This is a genomic window from Streptomyces sp. NPDC050287 (genome assembly GCF_044459385.1).
Lineage (GTDB): Bacteria > Actinomycetota > Actinomycetes > Streptomycetales > Streptomycetaceae > Streptomyces.
Genome location: NZ_JBITIY010000014.1, coordinates 218,152 through 234,944, shown reverse-complemented (window position 1 = coordinate 234,944; position 16,793 = coordinate 218,152). Strand labels below are relative to the sequence as shown.

General features: G+C 72.2%; 16 protein-coding genes. 8 read left to right on the top strand and 8 right to left on the bottom strand.

Features of this window, described 5'->3' with window-relative positions; genetic code table 11:
- Positions 1-8: 8 nt before the first annotated feature.
- Positions 9-1,442 (bottom strand): dihydrolipoyl dehydrogenase family protein, encoded by a 1,434-nt coding sequence (locus ACIBK3_RS37605; RefSeq protein WP_399372300.1) that lies wholly within the window; start codon positions 1,440-1,442, stop codon positions 9-11.
- A 122-nt stretch (positions 1,443-1,564) separates the two neighbouring features.
- Here ACIBK3_RS37605 and trxA point away from each other — a divergent pair, with 122 nt between their 5' ends.
- A complete protein-coding gene (gene trxA, locus ACIBK3_RS37600; protein WP_399372298.1) occupies positions 1,565-1,951 on the top strand; it encodes a thioredoxin in 387 nt (128 codons plus the stop codon).
- A 39-nt stretch (positions 1,952-1,990) separates the two neighbouring features.
- Here the strand turns inward: trxA and ACIBK3_RS37595 are convergent, their stop codons facing one another.
- The 3 genes from ACIBK3_RS37595 to ACIBK3_RS37585 all read right to left on the bottom strand — a co-directional run bounded on the left by ACIBK3_RS37595 (position 1,991) and on the right by ACIBK3_RS37585 (position 5,682).
- A complete protein-coding gene (locus ACIBK3_RS37595) occupies positions 1,991-3,427 on the bottom strand; it encodes a benzaldehyde dehydrogenase (protein WP_399372296.1) in 1,437 nt (478 codons plus the stop codon).
- A gap of 327 nt (positions 3,428-3,754) precedes the next feature.
- The gene (locus ACIBK3_RS37590) at positions 3,755-4,789 is read right to left on the bottom strand and encodes a LacI family DNA-binding transcriptional regulator (protein ID WP_399372295.1); all 1,035 of its coding nucleotides are present in this window, start codon (positions 4,787-4,789) and stop codon (positions 3,755-3,757) included.
- A gap of 233 nt (positions 4,790-5,022) precedes the next feature.
- Complete coding sequence (locus ACIBK3_RS37585; RefSeq protein WP_399372293.1) at positions 5,023-5,682, bottom strand: TetR/AcrR family transcriptional regulator; 660 nt, start codon at positions 5,680-5,682, stop codon at positions 5,023-5,025.
- 118 nt (positions 5,683-5,800) lie between these two features.
- Here ACIBK3_RS37585 and ACIBK3_RS37580 point away from each other — a divergent pair, with 118 nt between their 5' ends.
- Positions 5,801-6,364, top strand: coding sequence for an NADPH-dependent FMN reductase (locus ACIBK3_RS37580; protein WP_399372291.1), 564 nt, complete (start codon positions 5,801-5,803; stop codon positions 6,362-6,364).
- A 258-nt stretch (positions 6,365-6,622) separates the two neighbouring features.
- Here ACIBK3_RS37580 and ACIBK3_RS37575 read toward each other — a convergent pair whose 3' ends face one another.
- Complete coding sequence (locus tag ACIBK3_RS37575) at positions 6,623-7,528, bottom strand: LysR family transcriptional regulator (RefSeq protein WP_399372290.1); 906 nt, start codon at positions 7,526-7,528, stop codon at positions 6,623-6,625.
- Positions 7,529-7,642: 114 nt separating this feature from the next.
- On the opposite strand from ACIBK3_RS37575, the gene ACIBK3_RS37570 reads away from it, so the two are divergent.
- The gene (locus ACIBK3_RS37570; protein ID WP_399372289.1) at positions 7,643-7,858 is read left to right on the top strand and encodes a hypothetical protein; all 216 of its coding nucleotides are present in this window, start codon (positions 7,643-7,645) and stop codon (positions 7,856-7,858) included.
- A gap of 108 nt (positions 7,859-7,966) precedes the next feature.
- Here the strand turns inward: ACIBK3_RS37570 and ACIBK3_RS37565 are convergent, their stop codons facing one another.
- Positions 7,967-8,848 (bottom strand): LLM class F420-dependent oxidoreductase, encoded by an 882-nt coding sequence (locus ACIBK3_RS37565; RefSeq protein ID WP_399372287.1) that lies wholly within the window; start codon positions 8,846-8,848, stop codon positions 7,967-7,969.
- Between the two features lie 442 nt (positions 8,849-9,290).
- On the opposite strand from ACIBK3_RS37565, the gene ACIBK3_RS37560 reads away from it, so the two are divergent.
- The 4 genes from ACIBK3_RS37560 to ACIBK3_RS37545 all read left to right on the top strand — a co-directional run bounded on the left by ACIBK3_RS37560 (position 9,291) and on the right by ACIBK3_RS37545 (position 13,567).
- Positions 9,291-10,265: an alpha/beta hydrolase gene (locus ACIBK3_RS37560; protein WP_399372285.1), complete on the top strand. Its 975-nt coding sequence runs from the start codon at positions 9,291-9,293 to the stop codon at positions 10,263-10,265.
- Between the two features lie 191 nt (positions 10,266-10,456).
- The gene (locus ACIBK3_RS37555; protein WP_399372284.1) at positions 10,457-11,446 is read left to right on the top strand and encodes a helix-turn-helix domain-containing protein; all 990 of its coding nucleotides are present in this window, start codon (positions 10,457-10,459) and stop codon (positions 11,444-11,446) included.
- A 263-nt stretch (positions 11,447-11,709) separates the two neighbouring features.
- On the top strand, positions 11,710-12,168 hold the full coding sequence (locus tag ACIBK3_RS37550) for a MarR family winged helix-turn-helix transcriptional regulator (RefSeq protein ID WP_399372283.1): 459 nt from the start codon (positions 11,710-11,712) through the stop codon (positions 12,166-12,168).
- 208 nt (positions 12,169-12,376) lie between these two features.
- Positions 12,377-13,567 (top strand): CaiB/BaiF CoA transferase family protein, encoded by a 1,191-nt coding sequence (locus ACIBK3_RS37545; protein WP_399372281.1) that lies wholly within the window; start codon positions 12,377-12,379, stop codon positions 13,565-13,567.
- 63 nt (positions 13,568-13,630) lie between these two features.
- On the opposite strand, the gene ACIBK3_RS37540 is transcribed toward ACIBK3_RS37545, so the two are convergent.
- Complete coding sequence (locus ACIBK3_RS37540; RefSeq protein ID WP_399372280.1) at positions 13,631-14,338, bottom strand: SDR family NAD(P)-dependent oxidoreductase; 708 nt, start codon at positions 14,336-14,338, stop codon at positions 13,631-13,633.
- A 102-nt stretch (positions 14,339-14,440) separates the two neighbouring features.
- On the opposite strand from ACIBK3_RS37540, the gene ACIBK3_RS37535 reads away from it, so the two are divergent.
- Positions 14,441-15,280 carry a helix-turn-helix transcriptional regulator gene (locus ACIBK3_RS37535; protein ID WP_399372279.1) on the top strand — a complete coding sequence of 280 codons (840 nt, stop codon included), beginning with the start codon at positions 14,441-14,443 and terminating at the stop codon, positions 15,278-15,280.
- A 508-nt stretch (positions 15,281-15,788) separates the two neighbouring features.
- Here the strand turns inward: ACIBK3_RS37535 and ACIBK3_RS37530 are convergent.
- The gene (locus ACIBK3_RS37530; protein WP_399372277.1) at positions 15,789-16,511 is read right to left on the bottom strand and encodes a hypothetical protein; all 723 of its coding nucleotides are present in this window, start codon (positions 16,509-16,511) and stop codon (positions 15,789-15,791) included.
- Positions 16,512-16,793 lie beyond the last annotated feature (282 nt).

Below are 16,793 nucleotides of genomic sequence, written 5' to 3'. Positions count from 1 at the left end.
CGACCCGGTCAGTTGTCCCGGTAGGCCTCCAGCAGCCGCAGCCAGATCTCGCTGATCGTCGGATACGACGGGACCGCGTGCCACAGCCTGCCGATCGGGACCTGGCCGGCCACCGCGATCGTGGCGGAGTGGATGAGCTCCCCGACGCCGGGGCCGACGAAGGTGACACCGAGGAGGATCTCGCGTTCGAGGTCGACGACCATGCGGGCGCGGCCCTTGTAGCCGTCGGCGTACAGGCCCGCCCCGGCGACGGAGGCGAGGTCGTGGTCGACGGCGCGAACGCGGTGGCCGGCCTGTTCGGCCTCCGCGAGGGAGAGTCCCACGGCGGCCGCCTCCGGGTCGGTGAAGACGACCTGGGGGACGGCCGCGTGGTCGGCGGTGGCCGCGTGGGCGCCCCACGGGTCGGACTCCAGCAGCGGCACCCCGGAGGCCCGGGCGGCGATGGCGGCGCCCGCGATCCGGGCCTGGTACTTGCCCTGGTGGGTGAGCAGGGCGCGGTGGTTGACGTCGCCGACGGCGTACAGCCACTCGCTGCCGGTGACGCGCAGGCTGTCGTCGACTTCCAGCCAGGAGCCGGGGTCGAGACCGATGGTGTCGAGGCCGATGTCGTCGGTGCGGGGGGCGCGTCCGGTGGCGAAGAGGATCTCGTCCGCCTCGATGCGGTCACCGGCGTTCGTGACGACCACGACCGTCCCGTCCTCGCGGGTGACCGATTCGACGGAGGTGCCGGTGCGGACGTCGGCGCCCGCCTCGATGAGCGCCTCGGCGACCAGTTCGCCGGCGAACGGCTCCATGCGGTTGAGCAGGCCCTTGCCGCGGCAGAGGACGGTGACCCGGGAGCCGAGGGCCTGCCAGACCGTGGCCATCTCGGTGGCGACCACTCCGCCGCCCACCACGACCAGCCGGCCGGGCACCTCGTGGGCGCTGGTGGCCTCGCGGCTGGTCCACGGCCTGACCTCGGCGAGTCCGGGCAGGTCGGGCAGGCCGGCGCGGGAGCCGGTGCAGACGGCCACCGCGTGCCGGGCAGTGAGCACGTGCCGCTCGCCGTCGGCTCCGGTGACCGTGACCGTGCGCGGTCCGGTGAGGCGGCCGTGGCCGCGGTAGAGGTCGGCCCCGACGCTGTCGAGCCACTGGACCTGGCCGTCGTCCTTCCAGTGGGAGGTGTAGTAGTCGCGGTGGGCGAGGACCGCCGAGGCGTCGAGGGGGCCCTGCACCGACTGGCGCAGACCGGGGACGCGGCGGGCGTCGGCGCGGGCGATGACCGGGCGCAGCAGGGCCTTGCTGGGCATGCACGCCCAGTACGAGCATTCGCCGCCGACCAGTTCGCTCTCCACGACCGCGGTGGAGAGGCCGGCCGCACGGGTGCGGTCCGCGACGTTCTCCCCCACAGGTCCGGCACCGAGCACCACGACGTCGTAGGCAATGGATTCCGTTTCCGTCATGGGGTCAGTCTGGTGGGTGGTGTGCGCTCAGACCACATGGGTACGTGCGCGGAATATGGACCAGCGCCGCCGTGTTCTCGCTCACGGCTTCGCCCCCGACACCAGGAAGAGGGATCACGCCAATGAGCAGCACCGTGGAGCTCACCAAGGAGAACTTCGACCAGACGGTCACGGACAACGAGTTCGTCCTGATCGACTTCTGGGCGGCCTGGTGCGGTCCGTGCCGTCAGTTCGCGCCGGTCTACGAGAAGGCGGCCGAGGAGAACCCTGATCTGGTGTTCGGCAAGGTGGACACCGAGGCGCAGCCGGAACTGGCCGCGGCCTTCGGTATCCAGTCGATCCCCACGCTGATGATCGTGCGTGACCAGGTCGCCGTGTTCGCCCAGCCGGGTGCCCTGCCCGAGGCCGCCCTGACGGACGTCATCGGGCAGGCCCGCAAGCTGGACATGGACGAGGTCCGCAAGGCCGTCGCCGAGCAGCAGGCCCAGGCCGCGCAGAACGGCGAGTGACCCTCCGAGCGGTCCGGGCGTTCTGATCCTCGGATCAGATCAGAACGGGTACGTCGCCACGTCCCCGCGCACCGTCGTCCAGCGCAGCTCGGTGAACGCCTCCAGGTTGGCGTCACCGCCGAAACGGGCGCCGGTGCCGGACGCGGCGATGCCGCCGAAGGGCGCGACGGCCTCGTCGTTCACGGTCTGGTCGTTGATGTGGACGATGCCGGTGGGGATCCGCTCGGCCAGGTCCAGGCCGCGGGCGGTGTCCCGGGTGACGATCCCGAGCGAGAGGCCGTAGGGGCCGGCCGCGGCGAGTGCGGCAGCCTCGTCGGGCGTGCCGAAGGAGCGCACGGGCGCGACGGGGCCGAACACCTCCTCCGTGTAGGCGGGGGTGCGGTCGTCGACGTCGGCGAGCACCGTCGGCCGGTAGAAGAGCCGGTCGTGGGTGCCGCCGGCGGCCAGTTTGGCGCCGTTCGCCGTGCTCGCCTCCACCAGGCCGTCGATCTTGGCGAGCTGGCCGCCGTCGATGATCGGGCCGAGGTGGACCTGTTCGCGGTGCGGGTCGCCGACGGCGAGCGAGTCGGCCTTCGCCGCCAGCCGCTCGACGTATTCGCCGTACAGGGACTCGTGCACCAGGTGGCGGCCGGTCGTCATGCAGATCTGGCCCTGGTGGAAGAAGGAACCCCAGGCGGCCGTGGATATCACCGCGTCCAGGTCGGCGTCCTCCAGCACGATCAGGGCGGAGTTGCCGCCCAGTTCGAGATGCGCGCGCTTGAGGTGGCGGCCGGCCGCCTCGCCGACGGCACGGCCCGCCGCGGTGGATCCGGTGAACGAGACGACGGGGATGCGGGGTTCGGCCACCAGGGCCTGCCCGGCGTCCGGGCCGCCGGGCAGGATGTGCAGCAGCCCCTCCGGCAGCCCGGCCTCGGCGAAGACGGCGGCGAGGGAGAGTCCACCGCAGACCGCCGTGCGCGGGTCCGGCTTGAGGATCACCGCGTTGCCCAGGGCGAGTGCCGGGGCGACGGAGCGTATGGACAGGATCAGCGGGGCGTTGAACGGGGAGATCACACCCACCACCCCGACCGGTACCCGACGGGTGTACGACAGCCGGGCGGCCTCGCTCGGCAGGACCTGTCCGGCCGGGCGGGAGGCGAGTGCGGCGGCCTCGTAGCACTCCTGGGCGGCGACGTGCAGTTCGAAGTCGGCCTTGCCGGGGATGGAGCCGGACTCGCGCACCAGCCATTCGCGCAGTTCGTCGGCGTGCGCGGTGAACAGGTCGCCGGCCTTGCGCAGCACCCCCGCCCGGCCGAAGTGCGGGGCGCGGGCCCACTCGGTCTGGGCGGCGCGGGCCGTCTCGGCGGCCGCGGCGACGTCCTCGGCGGTGGCGAGGCGCACGGTGCCGAGCGAGTCGCCGGTGGCGGGCTCGGTGATGGTGTGTTCGGGTCCCGACAGGCTGCGGGACTGCCAGTTCTTGGGGTCGAGCAAGGACATGACGGCTCTCCGTTCGGTCACCGGCGGACGCGCAGGGGAAACGGAAGCCCCATGTCGCACCCCCATTTTGTTGAGCACTCAACAGCCTAGTGCCGCCACACGACGAACGGGGTACCCTCCGCACGCGCGCCGCCCACACATTCCGATTCCGATGGTGCGACGAGACGCGGAACTTGTCCTGCGCGATCCGATTCCGCTGGTCCTGCGCGATGCCGTGCTTCGCCGCGCCCCGATCCGCTGGTCCTGCGCGATCCGATCCGCTGGTCCTGTGCCATCAGATCCGCTGGTCCTGTGCAATCCGGTCGCCCGGTGCCGCGTCGGCCTGTCTCAGCTGGAGTCGCGGTGCACCATCGAGGCGCCGAGCACCTTGTGAGTCTCGGGGGCGGCGTTCGGGTCGCGTACGGCGCGGTCGACGAGCTCGGCCAGGTCACGACCGGACGGCAGCTCGATGTGGACCGTGCTCAGCCGCGGCCTCAGGAGCCGGCCGAGCATGAGGTCGTCGGCACCGATCACCGCGGTGTCCTCGGGAATCCGGACACCCTCGTCCTGAAGAGCGCGCATCAGCAGCATCGCGTACTCGTCGTTGTACGCGAACACCGCGTCGAGACCGAGGCCGCGCCAGCGGGCGGCGAGCCCGGCGGCGGACATCTCGTCGTAGGCGAGGGGCAGTTCGACGACCGTGGCGTCCGTGCCGCGCAGGGCGTCGCGTACGCCTTCGAGGCGGGGCGCGGAGAAGGACTCCAAGCCCGGCTCCTGCGGTACGACGACACCGATACGGCGCCTGCCGCGGGCGTACAGGTGCCTGGCCGCGCAGTCCCCGACGGCCGCGTAGTCCATCAGCAGGGCGTGCGCTCCCTCGACGGACTCGGGGCCGACGACGACCACCGCCCGGGCGCCGGAGCGTTTGAGGACCGTCACGCCCTTGGGGCCGAGGTCGGAGCCCGGCAGCAGGACGGCGACCGGCCGCAGCTCGGCCCAGGCGCGAGCGGCGTCGTCGCCGCGCAGCCCGACCGCGCCGTACTGCACGACCGTGTAGTCGAGGCGTCCCAGCTCCCACTGGAGTTCGCTGAGGAACCGGGCGTAGAGCGGGCCCACCGGGGAGGCCGGCGCGGGCATCAGCACCATCCGGCTGTGTCCCGCGCGCAGGCTGCGGGCCGCGGCGTGCGGCACGTACCCGAGCTCCTTCGCGGCCTCGTGGACCCGGCGGCGCGTGGGCTCACTGATCCGGACGGCGCTGGTGTTGTTGAGGACGTAGGAGACGGTCGCGCGCGAGACGCCGGCCAGGCGGGCCACATCGGCGCTCGTGGGCACAGAGCGCGGTACGGGCGACACGGGCGCGGTCGTTTTCGGTATCTGCACCATGACGTACGGCATCTTTGCAGAACCGGTGTCCGGGCTTTCGAGCGGGGGAACTTCGCGACCGATTCGGTGGCGGGCTCAACTGGTTTCGCCGGTTTCCGCGGCATCGGTTCGGTCCGGCCCGCTCCGTTCGACGAGCCACCCGCCGTACGCGGAGCGGGCGTTGAGGGCCGACGGACGGAAGTCCGCGGCCCCTGATCGCCGACGTCGACGGTCCGCTCGTACGGCGGGCCGCCTCACCGGGTCGGCTCGGCTCCCGCCACCCGGTCGACCAGGTCGTCCCAGCCGGCCTCCAGCCGCTCCAGCGGCATCCCGCACTGCCGGGTCAGGTGGTGGATCAGCACCGGGTTCAGGTAGCCCATCAGCGTCTGGGACAGGAGCTCGCCGTCCCCGTCCGGCGCCGCCTGCCGCAGCAGCAGGGCGACATGGCTGAGCAGCACCCGGCGGGCCGGTACGGCGAAACGGCGGTCCGCGCTCGGCTCGGCCGCCAGCTGGAGGTCCAGCTCGTCGACCGAGCGGCGCAGCATGGCCCGGCCGAAGGCACGCAGGCGCTCCACCGGCGGCGCACCCGGCCCGAGCGGCGGCGGACCACTGAGGAAAGCGGCCTGGAACTTCTTCTCGGAGTGGTCGAGCAGCGCCGTCAACAGACCGGTCCGGTCACCGAAGCGACGGAAGACCGTGCCCTTGCCGACGTTCGCCGCGGCCGCCACCGCCTCCATCGTCACCCCAGCCGCCCCGTGCTCCGCCACCAGCCGTGCGGCGGCCTCCAGCAGGCGAGCCCGGTTACGGGCCGCGTCGGCACGCAGGCACGGCTCGTCCTCGGCGCTGCCCAGCTGAAGCAACTCGAGCGCGGCCGGCAGCTGCGGTTCGGCGAACGGGGGCGGAAACGCGGACATGAAGCCAGCGTAAAGCATCGGGAAGAAAACTGGACCGCGGTCCGGTTAGGATGCTAGAACATTAAACGGACCCCGGTCCGGATCGTTAAGGCAGTATTTCAGCCCCTTGGAGTCCCGCATGTCTGTTCGTATCCTCGCACTCGTCGGCAGTCTTCGCGCCGGTTCGCACAACCGCCAGCTCGCCGAGGCAGCCGTCAAGCTCGCTCCCGAGGGCGCCGACGTGGTGCTGTTCGAGGGCCTCGCCGACATTCCCTTCTACAACGAGGACATCGACGTCGAGGGCAACGTGCCGGCCCCCGCCGCCAAGCTGCGCGAGGCCGCTCAGGCCGCCGACGCCTTCCTCTTCTTCTCGCCCGAGTACAACGGCACCATCCCGGCCGTCCTGAAGAACGCCATCGACTGGCTGTCCCGCCCGTTCGGTGCCGGCGCCTTCGCCGGAAAGCCGGTCGCCGTGGTCGGCACCGCCTACGGCCAGTTCGGCGGCGTGTGGGCGCAGGACGAGACCCGCAAGGCCGTGGGCATCGCCGGCGGCCGTGTGATCGAGGACATCAAGCTGTCGATCCCCGGCTCGGTCGTCCGGTTCGCCGAGACGCACCCGGCCGACGACGCCGAGGTCGCCGCCCAGCTGTCCGAGGTGGTCGCCCGTCTGCACGGCCACGCGGACGACTCCGTCGCGGTCTGACCGTACGCCTGGTCAGCTGACCCACCACAGGTCCCGAAGGGGGCCGGAGCCGCACCGCTCCGGTCCCCTTCGCGCGGTTCCGGCCCCCTTCGCGCGGTTGGGGTGGCGCGGTTCGCGCGGCTCGGGCCGGGTTATGGGCCCCCGCTCGGACCCTCGGGTCCGGGGCCGTCGCTCGGGGCTTCGGTCCCGGCCCCCGCTCTGGCCCTCGGCTCCGGGCCGTCGCTCGGACCCTCGGTCCCGGCCGTCGCTGGGCGCGGCTCAGGACGCCGCCGTGGGTGCCAGTTCCCGCAGTTCCTCCAGTGCCGCCAGCACCGCCGGACGGGTCCGGCCACCGCGGCGGGTGCAGGTGAGCAGGGTGCGGTGCGGGTTGCCCGTGCAGCGCACCCGGGCGATCGGCAGGTGGGGGGTCAGCTGGGCCAGCCGCGGGACCAGCGCGACGCCGAGCCGGTGGGCGACCAGATGCGCGGTGACGTTCCAGTCCAGCGCGTGATGGACCACGTCGGGGCTGAACCCGGCCTCGCCGCACGCCGACATCACATGCGGACGGCACGGACTCTCCGGGACCGGCGCGATCCACGCCTCGTGCGCCGCGTCCGCGAGGTCGACACGGTCGCGCCCGGCCAGCGGATGGTCATCGGGCACGACGAGGTCGAACGGGTCCTCCAGCAGCGGCTGTTGGTCGAAGCGCGCGTCGCTCAGCGGTGGGTTGTGCGGGGTCGCCTCGACGATGGCGAGGTCGGTCTCCCCCTCGAAGAGCAGGTCGAAGCTCCCCGGCACGCCCGCCTCCTGGATACGGACGGCCAGCCGCGGATGACGCTCGCGCAACCGGACCGCCATCGGCGCCAGCAGCACCGACACGGCCACCGGGAACCCGCTCACCCGCAACGGCCCGGCGGGCTCGCCGTGGTCGGCGCGCAGATCGAGTTCGGCCTGTTCCCAGCGCGCCTGGATGGCGTCGGCGTGCGCGAGCAGACTCTCGGCGGCCGGGGTGAGCCGTACCCCGCGCCCTTGTGGTTCGAGGAGGTCGACATCCAGGTCACGGGCCAGTTGCCGGATCTGCTGGGAGGCGGCGGAGGGGGTGAAGTGGAGGGCGCGGGCGGCGGCGGTGACCGTGCCGTAGTGCGCCACCGCGCGCAGGACATGGAGTCGGCGCAGGTCAATCATGAAGCCGACGCTTCACGGTGACGTCCACAAAGTCAACCTGGACGTGTACGAACCCTTCCGCGCACGCTGGTGGTGTCGCGACGGCCACCAGTCCCCCGTACGAAGGAGAAGCCCATGACCAGCACGACCGGCGCCGTCTGCCCGCACTGCGGCCGGCCCGACGCCGCCGAGCCGTTCCGGGTGGTGTCCCGGCACGGCACCGCGGCCGGACGCACGGTGTGGACGCGCTGCGGCTGCGGCTCGTTGCAGGTCCGGATCGTCGACGACCGCGGCACACGAGTGGTCTCGCGCAGCCGGCCCGCGGTCGCTCATTCGGCCACCGGCGCGTAACCGGAAACGGCACGCTCAGTCCCAAGTGGCCGCCGCTCAGCCCCAGGGCAGCGCTCGACCGGAGGCCGCCGCTCAGCCCCAGGGCTGCGCTCGACCGGAGGCCGCCGCTCAGTCCAGAGCGGCCAGTCGCCGAACCGCGGGAGCCACGAAGCGCTCGATCCACGCGGCCGGTTCACCGACGCGTGGACCGACAATCACCGTGTCGATGCCCAGGTCGGTGTAGCCCGTCATGTCCCTGGTGAAGGCGTCCAGGTCGCCCTCGGTGGCGGGCTCGCCGGTGTAGGTGACCGTCTTGCGGATCTCGTCGTAGTCGCGGTTCTCGCGCTCGCAGTGGCCGCGCAGCACGTCGAGCTTGTGCTTGACCTCCTCGGGGGAGGTGGCGAACAGGTTGCAGGCGTCGCCGTACCTGGCCACGAGCCGGAGGGTCTTCAGCTCTCCGCCGCCGCCGATCATGATCTCGGGGTGCGGGCTGCTCAGCGGCGCGGGGACGCACAGCGTCTCGGCGAGCCGGTAGTGCTCGCCCTCGTAGGGGCCGTTCGCCTCCGGGTCCCACATCTGGAGACAGATCCGCAGGGTCTCCTCCAGCCGTTCGAAACGCTCCTTGAGCGGCGGGAACGGCACGCCGAGACCGTGGTGCTCACGGTCGTACCAGGCGGCCCCGATACCGAGCGTGGCCCTGCCGCCGGACAGGACGTCCAGCGAAGTGGCGATCTTGGCGAGGAGGCCGGGATGGCGATAGGTCACTCCGGTCACCAGGGCGCCGAGCCGGACGGTGGAGGTGTGGGCCGCGAGGTAGCCCAGGGTCGTGTAGGCCTCCAGCATCGGGGCCTCGGCGCCGCCGTTGAACTCCATCTGGAAGTAGTGGTCCATGACCGACAGCCAGCTCACGCCCGCCGCCTCGGCCGCGGCGCCCGCCGCAGCGAGTTCGGCACCGAGCGCGGGCCCGCCCCCGCCGTGGTCGAAGCGGTTGATGTGCACGCCCACTCGCATGTCCGTCTCCGTTCACCGGAACCTCCGCCGACTCCGGTGACGCTACGACTTGGAGCGTCCTCGAAGTCAAGGGGCCCACCGGCTGACCGCTCCTCAGACCACCCGTTCCGCCTCTTCCCGCTCCACTTCGGCTGTCTCCTGTTTCTTCGCGGCCCTGAGGCTGGTGATCGTGGTGACCGCGAGGACGAGCGTTCACTGATACTCCTGGTGCGTGGGGGGCATCGACAGCGTCGTCAGCGTGTCCGATGCCTTCCCACCGACAGCAGGTGGGGAAGAACCCGTGTCCGGGCAAAGAAGAGCAGGTCACGTAGGTGGGTGGCCGGAAGCCGGGAGGCCACCCGCCAGACGGCGGGGAGGTTCCGCCGGACGGCGGCGCCCCGGACGGCATCCGGTGTGCGAACCATTGCGCCAAGAGCCGCCGCACTTCGTGTGAGGAGAAGCCATGAGTCATGTTCCGCCCCCGTTCGACCCCGAGCTGGCCGCCGCCCTCGAACTCATCAAGGACGTCGTGTCGCCCGGTCTCACCCCGGACGAGATCGACACCGTGCGCCAGGGTGCGGGGATCGAGATGCTGGCCGACCTGGACCTGACCATGGACGGATTCTTCGAAGTCGAGGACCGTACGGTGCCGGGGCCCGAGAACGCCCCCGACATCTCGCTGCTGATCTGCCGCCCCGCCGCTCCCGCGATCGCGGGCCCGCTGCCGGTCGTGTACCACGTGCACGGCGGCGGCATGATCCTCGGCACCAACCGGGTGGGCGTGGACGGGCCGCTGACCTGGGCGAGGGAACTGGGCGCGGTCGTGGTGTCCGTCGAGTACCGGCTGGCGCCCGAGCACCCGCATCCGGCACCGGTCGAGGACGTCTACGCCGGCCTCGTATGGACGGCGGAACACGCTGCCGAGATCGGCGGCGACCCGGAGCGGATCGTGATCGCGGGGGCCAGCGCGGGCGGGGGCCTGAGCGCGGCGCTGGCCCTGCTCACCCGGGATCGCAAGGGTCCGCGGCCGATCGGCCAGATGCTGCTCTGCCCGATGCTCGACGACCGCAACGACACCCCGTCCTCCCACCAGATGGCGGGCCTCGGAGTCTGGGACCGCACCGCGAACGAGACCGGCTGGGGGGCGCTGCTGGGTGAGCTGCGCGGCGGCCCCGACGTACCCGCGTACGCGGCACCGGCCCGCGCGGAGGATCTGTCCGGTCTTCCCCCGGCCTTCCTCGACGTGGGCTCCGCGGAAACCTTCCGGGACGAGGTCGTCGCCTACGCCTCCCGCATCTGGCAGGCGGGCGGAGTGGCCGAGCTCCATGTCTGGCCCGGCGGCTTCCATGGCTTCGACGGCTTCGCTCCCCAGGCAGCCCTCTCCCAGGCGGCCCGAGCGGCTCATCTGACGTGGCTGCGGAGGTTGTTGGGCCAGTGAAGAGGGGCGGCGGGGACGGGCGGCGGAAAGGGCGGCGGGAGCAGCGGGGACAGCTGATCGGGGCTGGGCGGTCGAGGGGCTGACGGTCTGGAGGAGGGGCTGTTCGGTGGGGGCGGCGCCCGCCCCCACCCCGCGGAACCAATCCCCCGCAAGGCTGCACGGAACGTGACCCCATGCCGCACCATGGGCATATGAAAGAGCTGGCCGGGCGGCTGACCGCGCTGGATCCGGACGCCGGGGCCGCGGTGCAGGTCATCGCCTACTTCGACCGGCTGTCCGAGTCCCGGGCGGGGCTGGAGGCGCTGGTGCGCGGGGCCGCGGTGCTGGCCGGGGTGCCCGCACGGCTGGCGGACGCCGAGCGGCGGGTGCAGGTCCGGGTCGAAGCCGACGGCACGCGCCGGGACACGGATCTCCCGCCCGATCCCGCCTGGCCGTCCGCCGCGCTGACCCCGGGCAGAGCGGCCGCCCTGTGGCTGGAGCGGACGGAGGCCGGGCCGAGCGTGGTCGACGCGGTGATCCTGGAACGGGCGGCCGGCGCCGTACGTCTCGTCCTGGACCGCACCCGGGGCCGGGCCCCCGTCAACGACCCCGCGCTGGTCGAGACGGTCCTCGACGCCACCGCCCCGGACCAGGTCCGTCTGCACGCGGCGCGTGGACTGGGCCTGGACCCCGCGGCGCGGGCACGCGCGCTGGCCTCGCGCGACGGCCGCCCCCGGATCATCGCCGCGCACCCGGCCGCCGAACTGCCCGAAGGACGCCTCGGCGTAGGCCCCGCCGTCCCGGTGCTCGACCTGCCCCGGTCCTGGACCGAGGCCCGCACCGCCCTGCGGTTCACGGCGGACGGCACCGCGCAGGACCCCGGTCAGCGGGTGGTGTACGCCGACGAACTCGGCGGCGTCGCCCTGCTGGCGGACCTCGTCGTACCGGGCGCCGAGCCGCCGCCGGACGTCCGCGACCTGGAGACGGCCGCCGCGGCCACGCCCTGGCTGCTCTCCACCCTGTACGCGGTCGCCTCGACGGCGAGCCTGCGGGCGGCCGCCGCGGAGGCCAACGTCCACCACTCCACGCTCCAGGACCGTCTGGCCCACGCCGAGCACCTGCTCGGCTGGCCGGTGCGCACGCCTCAGGGCCGGCTCAGGCTGCAAGTGGCCCTGACCATGCGGGCCCTGGCGCGGCCGTGACCCGTCCCGGAGGTCACCGGAAAGCGTCTCGCTCTCCGTACCCGCCGTACCCGCCGTACCCGCCGTGCCCGGCTCGCAGCCGACCGTCCACCCGACTCACAGCGGACCGGCGCCCAGCTCGCGGCCGACCAGCCGCGGACCAGCTGCCGACCAGCTGCCGACCACAGCATTTAATTGCACACGCCTCATAAGAGCACGCGCCGGAAATTTCACTGATGCCATATCCTGGACGTCAGTCACCTCGGGACGGAGGAGCAACCCCCATGACCGCCACAGACCCCGCACTCACCGCCCTCGCCCAGGGCTGGTGCGCCCTTTCGCTGCTGCACGGCAGGATCGAGGCCCACATCGAGCGGGCTCTGCAGGCGAAGCATGACCTGAGCGTGCGCGAGTACTCCCTGCTCGACGTGCTCGGCCGCCAGCACGACGGAGTTGGCGGCCATCTCCAGATGAAGCAGGTCGCCGACGCGGTGGTCCTGAGCCAGAGCGCCACCACCCGCCTGGTGACCCGGCTGGAGGATCGCGGGCTGCTCTCCCGCTACCTGTGCCCCACCGACCGTCGCGGCATCTACACGGACGTCACCGACTCGGGCCGCACCCTGCTGGAAGAGGCGCGCCCCACGAACGAGGCCGCCCTGCGCGAGGCCCTCGACCAAGCCGCCGAGAACCCCGAACTGGCTCCCCTTGTCCGTGCGGTGGAGACACTCGGCGCCCCGGCCTGAGGCCGACCTACGGGTCGCTCCGGCTGCATGACGGGCCTTACGGGCTGACGGCCTTACGGGCTGACGGGCTGACGGGCTGACGGGCTGACGGGCTGACGGGCTGACGGGCTGACGGGCTGACGGGCCAAGAAAAAGCACAGGTCAGCGGGGATGCCCACCGTCGGCATCCCGTTGACAGCCCTTGCAGGCGCCCGTACAAATGGGCCCCATGAGCCTCCCGCAGCACCGCCCCCTGACCGGGATCACGGTGGTCAGCCTGGAACAGGCCGTGGCCGCCCCCTACGCCACCCGTCAGCTCGCCGACCTCGGCGCCCGGGTGATCAAGGTGGAGCGGCCCGGCGACGGCGACTTCGCGCGCCGCTACGACACGACGGTGCACGGCCACTCCAGCTATTTCGTCTGGCTCAACCGCTCCAAGGAATCCCTCACCCTGGACCTGAAGGACCCCCGGGCCCGCGAGATCCTGCACCAACTCCTCGACAGCGCCGACGTGTTCGTACAGAACCTGGCCCCGGGCGCCGCCGACCGCCTCGGTCTCGGCGTGGAGGCTCTCGGCAAGGGTCACCCCCGGCTCATCCCATGCACGATCTCCGGATACGGCACGTCGGGCCCCTGGGCCGACCGCAAGGCGTACGACCTGCTGGTGCAGTGCCAGACCGGGCTGGTGTCGCTCACCGGAACGGCCGAGGAGACCGCCCGGACCGGGATCTCCGTCGCCGACATCGCCGCCGGGATGTACGCCTACAGCGGCATCCTCACGGCCCTGTACACGCGTGCCACCACCGGCACGGCGCACCCCGTGGAGGTCTCCCTGTTCGAGGCGCTGGCGGAGTGGATGGGCCAGCCCGCCTACTACACCCGCTACGGCGGCACCCAGCCCCCGCGCCTGGGAACCCAGCACGCCACCATCGCGCCGTACGGCGCCTTCACGGCCGCCGACGGCAAGGACGTGCTGTTCTCGATCCAGAACGAGCGCGAGTGGGCCGCCCTGTGTGCTCGGTTCCTCGGCCGGCCCGAGCTCGCCGACGACCCGCGCTTCGTCACCGGGTCCGACCGGGTCGCCCACCGGGAGGAACTCAACGCCGTCGTCGCCGAGCGTGTCGCCCGCTCCGACGCCGAGAAGATCCTCAAGGAGCTGGAGGACATCGGCATCGCGTGCGCCGGCGTCAACGACGTCGCCGCGTTCCTCGACCACCCGGTGCTGGCCGCCCGCGACCGCTGGCGCGAGGTCGGCGTGCCCGGCGGCGCCCGGGTCGAGGCGCTGCTTCCGCCGGCGGACCTGGCGGGTCTGCCCGCGCGCATGGATCCGGTACCGGGGGTGGGCGAGCACACGGAGGCGATCCTCACGGAACTCGGCCGCGCCGACATCGAGGCGCTGCGCGCCGACGGGGTGATCTGAGCGCTTCCGCCGGCCGGCTCCGCCGGACACTGCCGCCGAGATCGCCTGCCAGGCCGGCGTTCCCTACCAGGCCAGCGGGCCCTCGGCGTCGAAGTAGGCGCCGGTCGGTCCGTCGGGGCCCACCTGGGCCATCCGGACGATGATCTCGGCGCCCTCCTCGACGGTCTGTGTGCCCGTGTTGCCGTTGAGGTCCGTCGCGGTGTAGCCGGGTTCCACGGCGTTGATCCGCATACCGGGGAACGCCTTCGCGTACTGCACCGTGATCGCGTTGACCGCCGTCTTCGACGCCGGGTAGGCGACGCCCGGGTAGAAGTGTGCCGGGTGGGACGGATCGCTGAGCGCGGTCAGCGAGGCGAGGCCGCTGCTGACGTTGACCACGACCGGCGCGGCCGAGCGACCCAGCAGCGGCAGGAACGCGTGGGTGACGCGGACCAGGCCGAAGACGTTCGTGTCGAACACCGTCCGCATCTGGTCGGCGGTCACGTCCGCGGCGCCGACCACGGTGTTGCCTTCTCCCCTCGCCTCGATTCCGGCGTTGTTGACCAGGACGTCGAGTCCGCCCTCGGCCTCGATCGTCCTCGCCGCGGCTTCGACGGAGGCGTCGTCGGTGACGTCGAGGAGGACCAAGCGGGCGCCGAGCTGTTCGGCGGCCCGGCGTCCGCGTTCGGCGTCGCGGCTGCCGACGTAGACGGTGTGGCCCGCCGCGACGAGGCGTCGGGCGGTCTCGAAGCCGAGGCCCTTGTTGGCTCCGGTGATCAGTGTTGTCGTCATGCCCCTACCCTCCGGCGCGCCGGGCCGGTCAGCCAGATGACCCTTCTTCCTGGGACTGCGGATACCAGGCAGCTGCCCGGCGGACGGTGTTCACTGGGAGCCATGACGACGACGGAACTCGGACAGGCGCTGCGGCGCTGGCGCGACCGCGTCTCCCCCGGGACGGCCGGGCTGCCCACCGGCGGCCACCGGCGCGCGGCCGGGCTGCGGCGCGAGGAACTGGCCCTGCTGGCCGGGATCTCCGTCGACTACGTCACCCGCCTCGAACAGGGCCGGGCGGCGAACCCGTCCGGGCAGGTCGTCGAGGCGCTGGGCCGGGCGCTGCGGCTGTCGGGGGACGAGCGCGCCCACCTGTTCCGGCTGGCCGGGCTGGTCCCGCCGGGTCCGGAAACCGTGCCCGCGTATCTCACACCAAGCCTCCAACGGCTGCTGGACCGGCTGGTCGACACGCCCGTCGGGGTCTCCGACGCGGCCATGACGCTGCTGCTGGCCAACCCGATGTACGCGGCGTTGATGGGCGATCCGTCCGGCTGGCACGGCTTCGAACGCAACGGCGTGTGGCGCAACTTCACGGGCGCGCCGACCCGTGTCCGGCACACACCACAGGAGCGGCGGGACTTCGAGACCGGCATGGTCGCGGAACTGCGTGCCACCGCCGCCCGATATCCCGCCGACCGTCAACTACGGCGGCTCGTCACGGAGTTGCGTTCCTCCAGCGAGCGGTTCGCCGAACTGTGGGACGCGGGCGTCGTCGGCCGCCTCGAGTCCTCCCGCAAGACGATCGAGCACCCGCACGTGGGCACGCTGACGCTGGACTGCGACGTGCTCCGCGTGTCCGGCAGCGACCTGCACCTTCTCGTCTACACGGCCGAGCCGGGCACCGAGGACGCCGAGCGGCTGGAACTGCTCGCCGTACTGGGCACCCAGGCCCTGGTCGGCTAGCCGGACAGCACCGACCGGTCGCCGTCCGCTCCTACGATGGTGCGGCCGCCTGGCTCAATGAGAGGCCAGAGGCCGTCGACTCGACGAGAGGTCAAGGCCGTTGACCTGACGAGCGGGCACGGCCGTTGACTGACGAGAGGGCAGAGGCTGTTGACCCGACGGGAGGTCACAGACCGTATCGGCTCTTGAGTGGCGCAGAAGTCGCGGAGCATCCACGAGATGAGTGCGCATGAGTGAACTCCCTTTGTGGGATACGGGATTTCACCCCTCTGGTTGCTGCCGGCGCGGTGGGGGTTGCCCGGTTCGGGCGTGGAGACCGTACGGATCGCCCGCCCGGCGGTCATCGAGGCAGAGGCACCGCGCCGGCGACCGCCGCGGTCGGCCGATGCCGACTCGCCCGTGAGTCACGGCAGCACAGAGAACGCACCATGACCACCGTGGCATTCACCCACGAGCGACAGTTCGGCCGGCGATGTCACCGCCCGTCGCCGCACAGGATGCGAGGGCGTCAGCCGTTCCCGCACGACGGGGCCTGTTTCACCGGCAGGACACTGGGATCGCCCTCGGTGACAGGCGTGATGTTCAAGAGGGAGTCGTCAGCGCCCACGCTCATCACGGTCCAGTCGTCCGACAAGCGGGAGAGTCCGTCGCCGTCCCGCTTCCAGATGACACCGTCCCGGTCGCGGAACACCATCCAGCGGACGACGCCGGGTGGCCGGTCGCCCGGTGCGTACGGCGGTCCCTGCCCCTCCTGTCCGGCCCACGCCGTTTCCTTCACGACCGTTTCGGAGCACGGCGCCAGGACCGGGAGCTGGAGCACATGATCCGGCCCCGCTTCTTCGGGCGACAGGAGCAGATCGGCTTCCGACACCGGATCGGGCGAACTGTTGATGACGTGCAAGCGTTTGACGAACGGGGTCGGGTATTCCGTCCAGTAGGACACGCGCAGGGCCTGGGCACGGGCCTCCTGATCGGCCGCCCGGTGCGCCTGCTGCAGCTCGCCCTGCGAGACGAGCGCGTCGTAGAGCGTGGACACGCCCGTGAGCAGCAGTCCCGCGAGAGCGGCGACGACCGCGGTGATGGTGCCGGCCCTGCCCCAGTCGATGCGACGCCACCACCGAGGGGGCCCTGCCGGCCTTCGAGGCCGGGCCCGGACCCGGATCCGGCCGGGTCCCGGCCGCCGCCCGGCCAGTCGTACCTCCGTCGCCCGTTGCCGACCGCCGCCCACCATGCCACTCTCCCCCTTGCGTCCGTCGGAAAGTAAGGACGCAGAGGTTGTCTGCCCGGACGTGCCGCGCCCTACGACACCGAATGCACGCTCGGCCCGTGGTGGTTGAGCGGCACCCGTCCCTCCCGGTCACACCCGAGCCAGCCGCGTCACCAACCTGTCCGGTCAGCACACCCGGCTGTGTTCGTCAGGGCGTCGAGCCGTTTCTCGGCCGGGACCGCGCCCGCTGCCACGTCGCCGAAGGGTCGGCCCGGTCCTGGAGGCGCCCTCCGCACACGGGCTTTG

Bases quoted from the DNA above. Each gene is read 5' to 3' on its own strand.
- ACIBK3_RS37605 (WP_399372300.1), bottom strand. From the start codon at position 1,442: ATGACGGAAACGGAATCCATTGCCTACGACGTCGTGGTGCTCGGTGCC.
- trxA (WP_399372298.1), top strand. From the start codon at position 1,565: ATGAGCAGCACCGTGGAGCTCACCAAGGAGAACTTCGACCAGACGGTC.
- ACIBK3_RS37595 (WP_399372296.1), bottom strand. From the start codon at position 3,427: ATGTCCTTGCTCGACCCCAAGAACTGGCAGTCCCGCAGCCTGTCGGGA.
- ACIBK3_RS37590 (WP_399372295.1), bottom strand. From the start codon at position 4,789: ATGGTGCAGATACCGAAAACGACCGCGCCCGTGTCGCCCGTACCGCGC.
- ACIBK3_RS37585 (WP_399372293.1), bottom strand. From the start codon at position 5,682: ATGTCCGCGTTTCCGCCCCCGTTCGCCGAACCGCAGCTGCCGGCCGCG.
- ACIBK3_RS37580 (WP_399372291.1), top strand. From the start codon at position 5,801: ATGTCTGTTCGTATCCTCGCACTCGTCGGCAGTCTTCGCGCCGGTTCG.
- ACIBK3_RS37575 (WP_399372290.1), bottom strand. From the start codon at position 7,528: ATGATTGACCTGCGCCGACTCCATGTCCTGCGCGCGGTGGCGCACTAC.
- ACIBK3_RS37570 (WP_399372289.1), top strand. From the start codon at position 7,643: ATGACCAGCACGACCGGCGCCGTCTGCCCGCACTGCGGCCGGCCCGAC.
- ACIBK3_RS37565 (WP_399372287.1), bottom strand. From the start codon at position 8,848: ATGCGAGTGGGCGTGCACATCAACCGCTTCGACCACGGCGGGGGCGGG.
- ACIBK3_RS37560 (WP_399372285.1), top strand. From the start codon at position 9,291: ATGAGTCATGTTCCGCCCCCGTTCGACCCCGAGCTGGCCGCCGCCCTC.
- ACIBK3_RS37555 (WP_399372284.1), top strand. From the start codon at position 10,457: ATGAAAGAGCTGGCCGGGCGGCTGACCGCGCTGGATCCGGACGCCGGG.
- ACIBK3_RS37550 (WP_399372283.1), top strand. From the start codon at position 11,710: ATGACCGCCACAGACCCCGCACTCACCGCCCTCGCCCAGGGCTGGTGC.
- ACIBK3_RS37545 (WP_399372281.1), top strand. From the start codon at position 12,377: ATGAGCCTCCCGCAGCACCGCCCCCTGACCGGGATCACGGTGGTCAGC.
- ACIBK3_RS37540 (WP_399372280.1), bottom strand. From the start codon at position 14,338: ATGACGACAACACTGATCACCGGAGCCAACAAGGGCCTCGGCTTCGAG.
- ACIBK3_RS37535 (WP_399372279.1), top strand. From the start codon at position 14,441: ATGACGACGACGGAACTCGGACAGGCGCTGCGGCGCTGGCGCGACCGC.
- ACIBK3_RS37530 (WP_399372277.1), bottom strand. From the start codon at position 16,511: ATGGTGGGCGGCGGTCGGCAACGGGCGACGGAGGTACGACTGGCCGGG.